The sequence below is a fragment of the Actinomadura sp. NPDC000929 genome, assembly GCF_040492065.1.
Lineage (GTDB): Bacteria > Actinomycetota > Actinomycetes > Streptosporangiales > Streptosporangiaceae > Spirillospora > Spirillospora verrucosospora.
Genome location: NZ_JBEUPA010000196.1, coordinates 1 through 13,541 on the forward strand (window position 1 = coordinate 1; position 13,541 = coordinate 13,541).

Sequence of the window (13,541 nt, forward strand, 5' to 3'; positions counted from 1 at the left end):
CGGCGCCGAACGCCTTCAGCCGGTCCTCGTCCGCGCCGCCGGGCAGCCCGGTCAGCACCGGGACCCGGGTCCCCGACCGGCGGCCGACCAGGTGGCCGAGCGCCGCCCAGGCGACGTCCGTCTCGAACGTCCCGGCGGGCACCCCCGAGCAGTCGAACAGGTCCTGACCGGCGCGGTTCTCGTCCAGGTGCAGGCCCACGAGCGGGGCGAAGCCCGTGACGGCGGCGCAGATGTCGGCGAAGTCGCCGTAGCGGTCGGTACGGGCCCCGAGGACCGAGTTGGCGAACACGATGGCGTTCGACTCCGCCCACGCCACGTGCCGGCCGTACGCCGGCCGCTCCGGGAGCTGGTACGGGGCGCAGGTCCACGTGGGCTCCGCGCCGAGGGCGACGTAGCCGTCCATCAGCCGCCGGGCGTCCGCCCGCTCGCCGGGTTCGCCGCGCACCACGCCCGGGTGCAGCAGGTCCAGCGAGCCGACGTTGAGCGTCGCCCGGACGGCGGTCCGCGCGCCCCCGGCGATCAGCCGTTCGACCAGGTCGATCCCCACCTGCCCGTGGAAGAGGCAGCCGTCGACGTGCGCCGAGTCGATCGGGATCAGCCGGTCGGCGCCGAGCGCGCGGGCGAGCCGGACGATCACCCGCATGGCCAGCGCGGCGCCGTCGCCGCGGTCGCCCGCGAGCATCGCCCGCTGCTCGCCCGTCAGCGCCGGATCGCGGATCGCGCGCGTCATGATGCCTCACCCACCCGCGCGCTCTCGCCCGCCCGTGCGCCCACGCCCGCCTCCGCGCTCTCGTGGACGATCCGGCCGTCCTTGACGACCAGCCGGATCCGCGCCAGCGCGCCGATGTCGGCGGCGGGATCGCCCTCGACCAGCACCAGGTCGGCGAGCTTGCCCACGTCCACCGTGCCGGTGTCGTGCAGGACGTCCATGTTCTCCGCGGCGTTGCGGGTGGCCGCGCGGATCACCTCGGGCGGGGTCAGCCCGTACCGGACCATGAGCTCCAGCTCGCGGACCAGGTCCGTGTGCGGGTTGTACGGGGTGCCCGCGTCGGTGCCGGCCGCGATCTTCAGGCCGGAGCGGACCGCGGCGACGAAGCTCTCGCGGTGCCGTTCCGCCTCGCGGGCGGCCTTCTCGTGCACCCAGGGCGGCATGCCCGCGCCGGTCCCGGCCGTCACGATCGAGGCCACCGCGAGCAGCGTCGGCACGAGGTAGACGCCCCGCGCGACGGCGAGTTCGAGCGCCTCGTCGTCGAGCCGGATGCCGTGCTCGATCGAGTCGACGCCCGCGCGCAGGGCGTTCTTGATCCCCTGGTTGCCGATGGCGTGCACGGTGATCTTCCGCCCCGCGTTGTGCGCCTCCTGCGCCGCGACCGCCAGCTCCTCCTGGACCAGAGCGGTGTTCCCGGGATCCACCCCCGAGGTCAGGACGCCGCCGGTCGCCATCGCCTTGATGAAGTGGGCGCCCGCCTTGAGCTCGGCGCGGGTCGCCGCCCGGACGCCGTCCACCCCGTCGGCCTCGCGCCCGATGAAGTGGCCGTGCCCGCCGGTCATCGTGATCACCCGCCCGGCGGCCCTGACGCGCGGCCCGGGGATCAGGCCGTCGTCGATCCCCTTGGCGACCTCGATCACGACCCCGTCGGCGGCGCCGCAGTCGCGGACGCCGGTCACCCCGGTCCGCAGGGTGAGCGCGGCCGTCGTCGCGCTCTTCAGCGCGGCGAGCGGCAGGGAGTCGGACTCGATCTGCCGGGTGAAGTCCGGCCCGGCGTCGGCGGACAGGTGGACGTGCGAGTTGATCAGCCCCGGCAGCAGGCTGTGGCCGGCGCCGTGGACGATCGCGTGCGCCGGGAACGACGGCGCGGACTCCGCCGGGCCGACCCACGCGATCCGCCTGCGGTCGACGACCACGGCGAGGCCGGGGCGGCCGGGCCCGCCGTGCCCGTCGATCAGGTTCACGTCCCGGATCAGGAAGGCCGCCGGGCCCGCGGGCAGGCGCTCACTCACCGCTACCGTCCTCGGCGGGGTCCTGCGAGGCACGGTTCTGCGTGGCCGGCCCGATGGGGTAGTGGCAAGCCGTCCTGCGCGCGTGCGGTGCGACGTCCCGGAGGACCGGCGGCTCCACCGCGCAGCGGCCGCGGTCCCCGTTGGTCCGCGGCCCGTACCGGCAGCGCGGGTGGAACACGCAGCCGGACGGCGGATTCGCCGGGTCGGCGACGTCCTCGCTCGTGAGCCCGCCGGCCGGCGCCAGCAGCGACCGGCCGCTCGGATCGGGACGGCTGTCGCGCAGCAGTTCGGTGTAGGGGTGGCCCGGGCGGGACAGGACGTCGGTCGCCCCCTGCTCGACCAGTGTGCCGAGGTACAGCACGCTCAGGTCGGTGCACATGTACTGCGCGACCGCCAGGTCGTGGGTGATGAAGACGTAGGTCAGCCCCAGCCGTCTCTGCAGGTCGAGCAGCAGCTCCAGGATCTCGGCCTGCACCGAGGTGTCGAGTGAGGAGGTCACCTCGTCGGCGATCACCACCCGGGGCTCGGCGGCCAGGGCGCGCGCGATGACGATGCGCTGGCGCTGGCCGCCGGAGAACTCGTGCGGCAGCCGCCGCGCGGCGGAGGCGTCGAGCGCGACCGACTCCAGCAGCTCGGCGATGCGCTCCCGGTGCCTGCCGGTGCGCAGCCGCCCGCGCGGGTCGATCGCCTCGGCCAGCGCCCGTCCGACGGACATGCGGGGATCCAGCGAGGAGTACGGGTCCTGCGGGACCAGCTGGATCCGGCGGCGGGCCGCGAAGCGCTCCCCGCGCGGCAGCCGGTGGACGTCCGCCCCGTCGAGGCGGACCACGCCGCGCGCCGGGGCGAGCTGCCCCACCAGCACCCGGGCCAGCGTCGACTTGCCGGAGCCGGACTCGCCCACGACCCCCATCGTGCGGCCGCGGGCGATCGCGACGCTCACGTCGTGCAGGACGTTGCGGGAGCGCGCGCCGTAACCGGCCGAGACCCCCTCGGCGCTCAGCACGGTGTCGCCCGGTTCGTCGGTGTGGGTCATGTCCGGACCTCCGGGGTCGGTGTCTCGGCGTGGCAGGCGACCGCGTTGCCCGAGGGCTCGGCGACCAGCGCGGGAACGACCTCGGCGCAGACGGGCGTGGCCAGCGGGCACCGGGGCGCGAAGGCGCAGCCCGCGCCCCGGGCCTCGGCGGACGGGGCGCGTCCGGGAAGCGGCACGAGCCGGGCGCCGTCCAGGTCCGTCGCCGCGTCGGGCGAGGCGGCCAGGAGGGCGCGGGTGTAGGGGTGCCGTACGTCGCGCCGGCGGAGGTCCTCCACCGACACCTCCTCCACGACGCGCCCGGCGTACATCACGCAGACCCGGTCGCAGAGCGCGGACACCACGCCGATGTCGTGCGAGATGAGCAGGATCGCCGTGCCGTGCGCGAGGTTGATCTGCTTCAGCAGGCGCAGCACGTCGGCCTGCACGGTGACGTCCAGCGCGGTGGTCGGCTCGTCGGCGATGATCAGTTTCGGCTCGTGCATGATCGCCGCGGCGATCATCGCGCGCTGCCGCATGCCGCCGGAGAGCTCGTGCGGATACTGGCGCATCCGCAGCTCGGGCGAGGACACCCGCGTCTCGGTCAGCCGGGCGACCGCGAGCGCGTCCGCCTGCCGCCGGGACGTCTTCGTGTGCGCCCGGAGGACCTCGGTGAGCTGGGTGCCGATCCGCAGCGCGGGGTTGAAGCTGCTCGACGGGTCCTGGAAGACGATCCCGACTTCGGTGGCCAGCCGGGCGGGCGGGGCCTTCGCGGGGTCGGCCAGATCGATGCCGCCGACGTCGAGGCGCTCCGCCGACCAGTCCAGCTCGCGGGGGAGGAGCCGCGCGAGCGCGAGCGCGGTCAGGCTCTTGCCGGAGCCGGACTCGCCGACGATGCCGACGATCTCTCCGGCGCCGACGGTCAGCGAGACCTCGTGGATCAGCTCCCGGCCGTCGGGCCGGCGGACCGACAGGCCCTGGACGGACGCCGCCGCGGCGCGTTCCGGCCCGGCGCCGCCGGACGGCGCCCGGCCCGCCGGTGCTCGGCGCGGCGGTGCGGGGGCGGGCGCGGTCCGCCGCGGCGGTGGCGCCCCGCGCGGATCCAGGTGCCGGACGAGCCCGTCGCCCACGAGGCCGGCGGCGAGTCCGGTGACCAGGATCGCCAGGGCGGGACCGAGCGCCTCGCCCGGATTGTCGTAGATGTTGCGCAGCCCGCTCGCCAGCAGGCTGCCCCAGTCGTACGCCGGCGGCTGGACGCTCAGCCCGAGGAAGCTGAGCCCGGAGACCGTCAGCACGCTGGTCGCGAACCCCACCGAGACGAGCACGAGCAGGGGCGCGGCGATGTTCGGCACCACGTGCCGGGTCAGGGCGCGGACCCGGCCGACGCCCAGCAGGCGCGCGACCGCGACGTAGTCCCGCTGGTTCACCGACAGCGCGAGCCGGTTCGTCAGCCGCGCGAACTGCGGGCAGAACGCCAGGCCGAGCGCGCCGACCACGGAGGCGCGCCCCGGCGAGAGGATCGCGGTGAACGTCAGCGCGATGATGATCGGCGGGAACGACAGCAGCAGGTCGATGACCCGGTCGCCCACCGCGCGGACGGCCGTTCCGGCGGCCGCGATCCCCGCCCCGAGCAGCGTGCCGAGCACCGCGGCGATCGCGGTGGCGGCGGTCGCCATCTCGACCGTCAGCCGCGTCGCGACGACGGTCCGCCAGAACACGTCGCGCCCCAGCGCGTCGGTGCCCAGCCAGTGCGCGCCGGAGGGACCCTGGCGGATGTCGGCGGTCAGCGCGTCGGCGCGTCCCTGCCACAGCATCGGCGCGACGACGGCGACCACCAGGATCAGGGCGGCCAGGACGAGGCCGGCGACGAGCGGCGCCGACAGCCGGTTGCGTCTCATGAGCGTGTCCTCGTCAGCACTCGCGGATCGAGCAGGCCCAGCGCGACGTCGACGATCAGGTTGATCAGGACGGCGACCAGCCCGAGGACGAGGATGATCCCCTGGACCTCCGGATAGTCGCGCTTGACGATCGCGCGGACGATCTCCGAGCCGATGCCGGGCATGTTGAAGACGTTCTCGGCGACGACCGTCCCGCCGAGCAGCGCGACGAGGATGAGGCCGCCGAGCGTCAGCGTGCTGGTCACGACGTTGGGGACCACATGCCGCAGCAGCAGTCGCGTGTTCGTCAGCCGCTTGCTCATCGCCATCGTGATGTAGTCCTGGGACAGCACCGTCGCGGTCTCGTTGCGCACCAGACGGGTGAGCACCGCGGCCGGCGCGATGGCGATGGACAGGGCGGGCAGGATCATCGAGGTGAACCCCGCGCCGCCCTGCACGGGCAGCCAGCGCAGGGTCAGCGCGAACACGAAGACCAGCAGGGTCCCGGCGACGTACTCCGGCATGGCGCCGAGGACCGAGGCGCCGACGCCGAACGACGACGTCGCGGCGCGGGCGCGTCCGCGCTGCTGCGCGACCCCGACGGCGGTGCCGAGCGGTATCGCCACGGCCAGCACGACGACCAGCGCGCTCGTCGCCAGCGCGATCGTGAGCGGCAGCCGCTGGGCGAGCATCGCCGACACCGGCTGGCCGGTGGTGAAGGAGGCGCCGAGGTCGCCGTGCGCCAGCCCGCCGAGGTAGGAGCCGAACTGCCGCCACCAGGGCTCGGTCAGCCCGAGCCGCTCGCGGACCTGCCGCACCTCCTCCTCGCCGGCGGTCAGCCCGACGATCTGCCGGGCCGGATCGCCCGGCACCCAGCGAACGATCATGAAGGTCACGACGACGAGGAAGGCGAGCACGGCGGCGACGCCGCCGAGACGCCGGGCGAGGTAGCCGGTCCACGAGGAACCGGCCACCCGCCGGGCGAGACCACGGCTCGCCACCGACGCGCCGGCGGCGGTCGGCACCATCAGCCGCCCGCCTTGGCGACGCGGATCGAGGCCGGCACCGCGAACCCGTTGACGACGCTGCCGCTCGTGCCGCCCGCGAACAGGACGTGCACCGGCGCGGTGGCCAGCGGCAGGACGTCGACGTTGCGCAGCAGCGACTGCTGGAAGGTCGTCAGCGCGGCGCACTTCTCCTCGGCCGAGCCGGTCGCGGCCCGGTCGTAGGCCCGCGCCGCCTCCGGGTTGTTCGTCGCGCCGATGTTGAGGCCCTTCGGCGGCGCGTCGTGCACGAAGAACTGCCCGACGGGCAGGAAGCTCGACAGCCGGTTGCCGTACACGAAGATCGTGACGTCCCAGTCGTTCTTGCCGCTGAACAGGTCGGACACCCACGCCTGGTTGTCCATCGTGCGGACCGTCGCGGAGGCGCCGGCGGCCTGCAGCGCGGACATGACCTGGTCGTTGGCCGCGCCGCCGGCCAGGATGTTGGTGCCGATGACCTGGAGCTTCACGCCCTTGAGGGCCTTGGCCGCAGCGGCCGCGTCGTACTTGGGGACCAGGGCGTTCGAGCCGCTGTCGAAGCACTCGTAGGTGGGGCGGCCGACGCTGGAGATCAGCGTGCCGGAGCCGAAGCTCTGCACCTTGTTCAGAACGGAACGATCCAAGGCCTGGGCGATCGCGAGCCGGACGTCGCGCTCGGCGGTCGGATGGCCGGCGGTCTCGTTGAAGACGAGCATCGTGTCGGACTGCGGCGACGTGCGGACGGTGATCCCGCCGGTCGACTTGAACCGGTCCCACGCGTTGGAGGTGAACGAGGGGATCTGGAGCTCGCCGGTGGAGGTCAGGTTGGCCCGGGTGTTCTCGTCGTCCACGACCTTGAGCACCAGCTTCTTCGGCGGCTCGCCCGCCGTCTGGCCGGCGTACGCCGGGCCCCACGTGTACTGCGGCCGCCGGGTCAGCGTGTAGCTGGAGCCGGTGACCTGCGACTCGGAGACGAAGGCGCCCGTGCCGGCGGACTTCGTCCGCAGGCTCGACGGGTCCTTCATGCCGGACGGGCAGACGATGCCGGCGAACGGCCCCGTCATCCCGGGCACCAGGTCCGACCACGCCTTCGCCAGCGTGATCGTCACCGAGTCCGCGGTCGACGTCGCCTTCGCCGAGTTGCCCGGGCCGATCGCCTGGCGCACGAGCGGCGCCTTGGTCGCCGGATCGAAGAGCCGGTTCAGCGACGCCGCCACCATCGCGCCGGTCAGCGCCGTGCCGTCCGAGCAGGTGACGCCGCTCCGGAGGTGGAAGGTGGCGGTCTTCGGGGTGGACTTCCAGGTGTCCGACAGCCCGGGGACGAGCTTCCCGGACGGGTCGAAGGCGACCAGCGTGTCGTACAGCGCGGCGAGGGCGACGGAGTCCTGGAACGTGCTCGCCTGGGTCGGGTCGTAGCTGCTGACCGGGCCGTCGAGGGTCATGGAGACGACGCCGTTCGTGACGTTCGGCGGCGCCTTGGCGGCGGAGTCCGAGGCTCCGCCGCAACCGGCGGCGAGGGCCGCGCTGACGGAGACACTCGCGACGACTGCCCGATGCCCCATTCGAATTCTCATGGTGGTCCTTCGGTGATGTGCCGGATGGGAGGTGCGGTGCCCCGGGAGCCGGGCGCCTGGCCGTGTTCATCAAAGTGAACTTGTGTCGGCCATGGTGACGATCCGGCTATCCGATGTCAATATGTTGAACGCACGAATCAGGCGCAGCCGGAACGGCTGCGCCTGGGTGTTCCGTCTGTCAGAACGACGGTGGGGTCATCGCGCCGACGAGCACGGCGTTGCGGTCGGTGGCGTTGCGGTACCAGTGCGACAGGCCGGAGTCGTAGGTGATCGAGTCGCCCTCGTAGAGCGTGTGGACGGTGCCCGCGATGGACACCATCAGCTCGCCCTCGGTGATCAGGATGCACTCCTCGCCGGGGTGCTCGAACGGCGCGCTCTCGTTGCTCCACCCGGCGGCGACCTGCGCCTTGATCATGCCGAGCCGTCCGTTCATGTGCGGCGTGATCAGGGTGTACTCGAGGTTCTCGTCGGCCAGCAGCAGACGCCGGTGGGTGCCCGCGCGGACCAGGGCGCCGGCCTCGGTGTCGGCGAGGAAGAACCGGCCGACCGGCACGTCGAGCGCCTGCGACAGCTTCACGAGCGTCGTGAAGGAGGGGTTTCCCTGGCCGCGCTCGATCTGGCTCAGCAGGCCGGGGCTCAGGTCGGAGGCCTGGGCGAGGGCGGCGATGCTGAGGCCGGCGGTGCGGCGCAGCTCGCGCACGAGGTTGCCCACGACCGCCATGGACGGCGTCGGCGGCGTCGGGTCGCCCGGTCTACCGGCCTCTGTCGGCCTTGCGCTGCGCGGCATGGTGACAGCCTGCCCGACCCGGGCAGGTGGCGTCAATATATTGAACAGCGCGAAGCGTCGGCGTCGGGAACGACCTCGTCCTTGACGCCCTTCTCGACGTAAGTATAGCTTACGCCCCCTAAGTGACAGTAACGATGTGGTGAACCGCCACGACGACCGAGGGGGCGCTGACCAGCGTGTTCGAAACCTCCCTGAGCGGTCTGCTCACCGGCCGGGTCGCCCTGGTCACCGGTGCGGCCGGCGCGCTCGGCGAATCGATCTGCCGCGCCCTCACCCGGGCGGGCGCCGAGGTCGTCGGCGTCGACCTGGCCGAGGGCGGCGCCTGCGACTTCGTCGCGGACGTGGCGACGGCCGAGGGCAACCGGCTCATGGTCGCCGAGGCCCTGCGCCGCCACGGGCGCCTCGACGTGCTGGTCCTCAACGCCGGGGTGCAGTTCGTCGCGCCGATCCCCGAGTTCCCCGAGGAGCAGTGGGACCGGCTCATGGACGTGATGGTCAAGGGCCCGTTCCTGGCCATGAAGGCCGCCTGGGCGGAGCTGACCGGCCGCCCGGCGTCGCGCGTCCTGATCACCTCCTCCGTCTCCGGCCTGGTGGCCGAGCCGTTCAAGGCCGCCTACGTCTCGGCCAAGCACGCGGTCAACGGCCTCACCAAGGTCGCCGCGCTGGAGGGGGCGCCGCACGGACTGACCGTCAACGCGGTCGCCCCCGGCTGGATGTCGACGCCGATGGTCGAGCGCCAGCTGCCGGAGCAGATGGCGCTGCGCGGCCTCACCCGGGAGCAGGTGCTGGAGCTGCTGCTCGACCGCCAGCCCGTCAAACGCCTGATCGGCACGGACGAGGTCGCCGCCCTCTTCGCGTTCCTCGCCAGTGATCTTTCCTCCGCGGTGACCGGCGTCTGCCTACCGGCGGACCTCGGCACGCTCGCGTCCTGAAGTACCCACCGTTACCGAAGGGATCAGCCATGTTGCGCGACAAGTACGAGCCGTGCGTCCTCACCGCCGCCGTGACCGGCGGCGACGTCCTCCCGAGCCAGAGCCCGCACATCCCGTGCGGCGCGGAGGCCATCATCGAGGAGGCCGTCGCCGCCGCCGAGGCGGGCGCCACGTGCGTCCACCTGCACGCCCGCGAGCCCGACGGCCGCCCCTCCGGCGACCCCGGCCTGTTCCGCGAGATCGTGGCCGGCGTCCGCGAGCGGTCCGACGCCGTCATCAACATCAGCACCGGCGGCACCCCGGGGATGCCCGAGGAGCAGCGCCTGGCCGGCATCCGCGCCTGCCGGCCGGAGATCGGCACCCTGAACCTCGGGACGATGAACTACGAGGGCTTCCCGGACAGGGCGCGCTGGCCGAAGGTGCGGCACGCCTGGGAGCAGGAGGTCCTGGACAAGTCCGGCGAGGGCGTGTTCACCAACACGCTCGGCACCATCCGCCGCTTCGCCGCCGAGTTCCGCGACCTGGGCGTGACGCCGGAGCTGGAGGCCTACGACCTCGGGCACCTGTCCATGATCCGCTTCCTGCTCGACGAGGGCACCCTCGAGGGGCCCGTGCGGATCCAGCTCGTGCTGGGCGTGCTCGGCGGCGCCGGCAACGCCCTCGACGACTTCTTCATGCTGTCCCAGGCGGCCGCCCGTATCCTCGGACCCGACGCTGCGAGCCTCAGCGTGGCCGCGACCGGTTTCCCGGGCGAGTTCCGCCATGTCGCGACCGCGCTGTCGTGGGGCGCCGACTGCCGCGTGGGCCTGGAGGACAACATCCGGGTCCGCCGCGACCGGCAGGCGGAGAGCAACGCGGAACTCGTCCACGTCGCCACCGGCCTCGCCGATCTGCTGGCCAGGCCGATCGCGACGCCCGACGCGCTGCGCAGCGAGCTCGGACCCTGGTACAAGGCCTCATAGAGGAGTGGAAGCGCATTGGCTGCTCGACCGCCGGCACATCACCAGAGCGGCAACAAGCGCCCCGGCCACTTCGGCGGTCCGCCCGCCGAGGGGGCCCGCGGCGACGAGGCGCCGGACGGTGACGCCGACGCCGTCAAGACGCTGCTCGGCCGCAACATCAACAGTTTGCGGACCCAGCGCGGAATGGCGGTCCGCGACCTGGCCGAGCAGGCCGGCGTGTCGGCGGCGTTCATCTCGCAGGTCGAGCACGGAACGGCGTCGCCCTCGGTGCCGACCCTGGTCCGCATCGCCCAGGCGCTGCGGGCCCACATCGGCGACCTGTTCCAGGCGACGCTGTCGCGCAGCCAGATCGTCCGGCACGACGAACGCGCCGCGTACGAGTACCCGGACCGCGGCATCACCGAGGCCCAGGTCAGTTCGGACGCCAGCGGATGCCTGGAAGTGCTGTGGGTGAAGCTCGAACCCGGCGGCGGGACCGGCCCGGAGCTGTTCGCCCACGGCGCGGACACCGAGTTCGTGTTCGTCCTCAAGGGGCAGGTCGCCATCACCGTCGGGTCGGAGACCCACCGCCTGTCCGCCGGGGACAGCCTCACCTTCCCCGGCAAGGATGTCCACGGCAGCCAGAACCTGTCCCGCGGTTCGTCGGAACTGCTCTGGGTGCAGACGCCCGCCTCGTACTAGAAGAGGTCTCGGCGCGCACCCTTCACCCTGTCCCTACGGTCGTCGGGAAACGCCAGTGAACCTCTCCGAGAAGCCGACCGGCTTCGTCTCCATGCCGCAGGGCTCCGTCGCGTACTGGCGCGCCGGCACCCCCGGCCGGACCCCGATCGTGTGCCTGCACGGCGGGCCCGGCCTGCCGCACTCCTACCTGGCGCCGCTCGCCCGGCTGGGCGCCGACCGGGAAGTCGTCTTCTACGACCAGGCGGGCTGCGGGGAGTCCGGCCGGCGGCCGCCGGGGCCGTCGTGGACGATCCCGTACTTCGTCGAGGAGCTTCGGGCGGTCGTTGCGGCCCTGGGCCTGGAGGAGTTCCACCTCTTCGGCAACTCCTGGGGCGGATGGCTCGCCCTGGAGTACGCGCTCGGCGACCCGCCCGTGCCGCCGGTTTCTCTCCTGCTCAACAGCTCTCCGCCGAGCGTGGCGAGCTGGATCGGCGGGGTGCGCGCGCTGCGCGCCCGGCTTCCCGAGGACGTGGTCCGGACGCTCGACGAGCACGAGCGGGCCGGCACGGTCCGTTCGCGCGAGTACCGGGACGCCCTCGCCGTCTTCAACCGCCGGCACATGTGCCGGACGCGGCCGTGGCCCGCACCGCTCAAGGACGCGCTCGGCGGCTTCGGCGACGAGGTGTACGCGGCCCTGTGGGGGACGAGCGAGTTCGGCCCGGTCACCGGCGCGCTCGCGGACTGGGACGTCACACCGCGCCTGCCGCGGATACGCGTGCCCACCCTCGTCACCTGCGGGCGCCACGACGAAGCCGCACCGGAGCACATGGCCGTGCTGGCGGACGGCATCGCGGGCGCCAGGTTCCGGGTCTTCGACGACAGCTCGCACATGGCGTTCCTCGAAGAGCCGGACGCCTTCATCGCCGAGACCTCGGCGTTCCTGACCGACGTCGAGGCGCGGCGCCGGTGAACCCTCTCTCGACAAGGACGGGACGATGAGCGAAACCAAGGTCGGCCGGATCGGCCCCAAACCGACGGCGCGAAGCCGGGAGGCGGTGTGCTCCAGCGCGCACCCGCTGGTGACCGACGCGATGCTCGACATCCTGCGCGAGGGCGGCAACGCCATCGACGCGGCCATCGTCGGAAGCCTGCTCAACGCGACGATCCAGCAGGACATGACCGGCCACGCGGGAACGGTCACGATGCTGTTCTGGAACGCCGAGCAGGGCCGGTGCCACGAGCTCAACAGCATGGGCACGATCGTGCCCGGGCTCGCGCCGTTCCGCCCGGTCGCCATCTCGTCGGGGCCGTACACCGCGATCCCGGAGGGCCCCTGCGCGGTCATCCCCGGCTTCATGCCGGGGCTCAAGGCGATGCACGAGCGGTTCGGGTCGCGGCCGTGGGACCGGCTGTGCGCGCCGTCGATCCACTGGGCCGAGGAGGGCCACGAGGTCGACTCCTTCGAACACCTGGTCCTCGGCCACAGCGCCGAGCTGTACATGAACACCGCGTCCGGGCGGCGCCACTTCACCCCCGACGGGCACCTTCCGCAGGCCGGGCAGCGGTGGCCGAAGCCGGAGCTGGCCCGGACGCTGACGAAGCTGGCCGCCGAGGGGCCGGACCTGTTCATCGACGGTGAGTGGGCGCGGCTGTTCGTCGAGCGGGCGAACGAGGTCGGCTGGCCGATCGAGATGCGGCACATGCGCCAGGACGAGCCCCGGTGGGGAGACGGCCTGCGCTACCGGCACGGCGGCGTCGAGGTCGTCCAGCAGGCGCCGCCGGAGCGCCAGGCCGTCATGTCGGCGATGGTCCTCGGCATCCTGCACGAGCTGGGCGTCGCCGAGCTCGGGCACTACGCCGAGTCGCCCGAGTCGCTGTACTACATGGCGCACGCGCTGCGCCGCGCCGCGTACGAGACCGGGTTCATCAACGACCCGGAGGTCTTCGAGGACCCGAGCAGCGTGCTGATGTCGCGGGAGTACCACCGCGCGCTCGCCGCCGTTCTCCGGATGAGCCGCACCAAAGTGGACCTCACCGAGCACGTCCGGCTCACCTCGACGCCGGGCGCGCTGGGCGAGGCGACCGGCCGGTCGGGCGAGTCCGTCGGCAGCTGCGAGCTGAGCGTCGTCGACGCCCAGGGCAACTGGGTCCAGCTCGTCAACACGGTGCAGGGCGGAGGCGTCCCGGGCCAGGTCATCGGCGGCGTCCCGATGATCGGCAGCACCATGACGAGCAGCCTGACCGCCATGCTCGGCGGCTGGCTGACCGGCGGCGGGCGGATCCGCTCGGTCATCGGCAACACGCTGCTCCTGCGGGACGGCCGCCCGTGGCTCGCCCTCGGCACGCCCGGTATCCCGCACATCACGGTGCCGCAGGTCATGACGAGCATCCTCGAACACGGCCTGGACCCGTACGCGGCCGACGACGCGCCCCGCATGCTGCCGCTCGCCGACGACTACTCCGTGACGGTCGAGAGCCGCCTGCCCGCCGAGGTCGTCGCGGAGGTCGCCCGCATGGGGATCCTCGTCCGCCCGATGGCGCCGTACCAGTACCAGATGGGCAGCTTCCACATGACCTGGCGCGACGACACCGGGACGCTCCACGCGTCCGCCGGCCCCCGCCGCGCCGGCCAGGCCGCAGGCCTCTGACCGGCACGGCCGCAGGCCTCTGACCGGCACGCGCACGCCTGGCGCGGTCCCACCGCACCAGGCGTGCGC

At 73.1% G+C, this 13,541-nt stretch carries 12 protein-coding genes; 5 read left to right on the top strand and 7 right to left on the bottom strand.

Annotated elements, in window-relative coordinates:
* The 7 genes from ABWI04_RS38455 to ABWI04_RS38485 all read right to left on the bottom strand — a co-directional run.
* Positions 1 to 730, bottom strand: a 730-nt coding sequence (locus ABWI04_RS38455) for an aconitase X (protein ID WP_353835455.1), incomplete at its 3' end; no start/stop codon positions are given.
* Positions 727 to 2,001, bottom strand: a complete 1,275-nt coding sequence (locus ABWI04_RS38460; RefSeq protein ID WP_353835456.1) for a metal-dependent hydrolase family protein — start codon at positions 1,999 to 2,001, stop codon at positions 727 to 729. The genes ABWI04_RS38460 and ABWI04_RS38455, both read right to left, overlap by 4 nt.
* Positions 1,994 to 3,034: an oligopeptide/dipeptide ABC transporter ATP-binding protein gene (locus ABWI04_RS38465; RefSeq protein ID WP_353835457.1), complete on the bottom strand. Its 1,041-nt coding sequence runs from the start codon at positions 3,032 to 3,034 to the stop codon at positions 1,994 to 1,996. The genes ABWI04_RS38460 and ABWI04_RS38465 overlap by 8 nt, the downstream gene beginning before the upstream one ends.
* Positions 3,031 to 4,908: a dipeptide/oligopeptide/nickel ABC transporter permease/ATP-binding protein gene (locus tag ABWI04_RS38470; RefSeq protein WP_353835458.1), complete on the bottom strand. Its 1,878-nt coding sequence runs from the start codon at positions 4,906 to 4,908 to the stop codon at positions 3,031 to 3,033. Before ABWI04_RS38470 ends, ABWI04_RS38465 begins: the two co-directional genes overlap by 4 nt.
* Positions 4,905 to 5,915: an ABC transporter permease gene (locus ABWI04_RS38475; protein ID WP_353835459.1), complete on the bottom strand. Its 1,011-nt coding sequence runs from the start codon at positions 5,913 to 5,915 to the stop codon at positions 4,905 to 4,907. The genes ABWI04_RS38470 and ABWI04_RS38475 overlap by 4 nt, the downstream gene beginning before the upstream one ends.
* Positions 5,915 to 7,471: an ABC transporter substrate-binding protein gene (locus ABWI04_RS38480; RefSeq protein WP_353835460.1), complete on the bottom strand. Its 1,557-nt coding sequence runs from the start codon at positions 7,469 to 7,471 to the stop codon at positions 5,915 to 5,917. Before ABWI04_RS38480 ends, ABWI04_RS38475 begins: the two co-directional genes overlap by 1 nt.
* 190 nt (positions 7,472 to 7,661) lie before the next feature.
* The gene (locus ABWI04_RS38485) at positions 7,662 to 8,270 is read right to left on the bottom strand and encodes a helix-turn-helix domain-containing protein (protein WP_353835461.1); all 609 of its coding nucleotides are present in this window, start codon (positions 8,268 to 8,270) and stop codon (positions 7,662 to 7,664) included.
* 176 nt (positions 8,271 to 8,446) lie between these two features.
* Between ABWI04_RS38485 and ABWI04_RS38490 the strand changes: the two genes are divergently transcribed.
* Genes ABWI04_RS38490 through ABWI04_RS38510 form a run of 5 tightly spaced genes read left to right on the top strand, consistent with a single transcriptional unit; the run spans position 8,447 to position 13,472 of the window.
* The gene (locus tag ABWI04_RS38490) at positions 8,447 to 9,202 is read left to right on the top strand and encodes an SDR family oxidoreductase (protein WP_353835462.1); all 756 of its coding nucleotides are present in this window, start codon (positions 8,447 to 8,449) and stop codon (positions 9,200 to 9,202) included.
* A 29-nt stretch (positions 9,203 to 9,231) separates the two neighbouring features.
* Entirely contained in the window at positions 9,232 to 10,164 is a 933-nt protein-coding gene (locus ABWI04_RS38495) for a beta-keto acid cleavage family enzyme (RefSeq protein WP_345177372.1), read from the top strand.
* Between the two features lie 15 nt (positions 10,165 to 10,179).
* A complete protein-coding gene (locus ABWI04_RS38500) occupies positions 10,180 to 10,845 on the top strand; it encodes a helix-turn-helix domain-containing protein (RefSeq protein ID WP_345177370.1) in 666 nt (221 codons plus the stop codon).
* 55 nt (positions 10,846 to 10,900) lie between these two features.
* A complete protein-coding gene (locus tag ABWI04_RS38505; protein ID WP_345177366.1) occupies positions 10,901 to 11,794 on the top strand; it encodes a proline iminopeptidase-family hydrolase in 894 nt (297 codons plus the stop codon).
* Positions 11,795 to 11,819: 25 nt separating this feature from the next.
* Positions 11,820 to 13,472, top strand: a complete 1,653-nt coding sequence (locus tag ABWI04_RS38510) for a gamma-glutamyltransferase (protein ID WP_353835464.1) — start codon at positions 11,820 to 11,822, stop codon at positions 13,470 to 13,472.
* The last annotated feature ends 69 nt before the right edge of the window (positions 13,473 to 13,541 follow it).

What these genes read in the sequence shown, in the direction of transcription:
- ABWI04_RS38465 (WP_353835457.1), bottom strand. Translation starts at nt 3,034, where the DNA reads ATGACCCACACCGACGAACCGGGCGACACCGTGCTGAGCGCCGAGGGG.
- ABWI04_RS38470 (WP_353835458.1), bottom strand. Translation starts at nt 4,908, where the DNA reads ATGAGACGCAACCGGCTGTCGGCGCCGCTCGTCGCCGGCCTCGTCCTG.
- ABWI04_RS38475 (WP_353835459.1), bottom strand. Translation starts at nt 5,915, where the DNA reads ATGGTGCCGACCGCCGCCGGCGCGTCGGTGGCGAGCCGTGGTCTCGCC.
- ABWI04_RS38480 (WP_353835460.1), bottom strand. Translation starts at nt 7,471, where the DNA reads ATGGGGCATCGGGCAGTCGTCGCGAGTGTCTCCGTCAGCGCGGCCCTC.
- ABWI04_RS38485 (WP_353835461.1), bottom strand. Translation starts at nt 8,270, where the DNA reads ATGCCGCGCAGCGCAAGGCCGACAGAGGCCGGTAGACCGGGCGACCCG.
- ABWI04_RS38495 (WP_345177372.1), top strand. Translation starts at nt 9,232, where the DNA reads ATGTTGCGCGACAAGTACGAGCCGTGCGTCCTCACCGCCGCCGTGACC.
- ABWI04_RS38510 (WP_353835464.1), top strand. Translation starts at nt 11,820, where the DNA reads ATGAGCGAAACCAAGGTCGGCCGGATCGGCCCCAAACCGACGGCGCGA.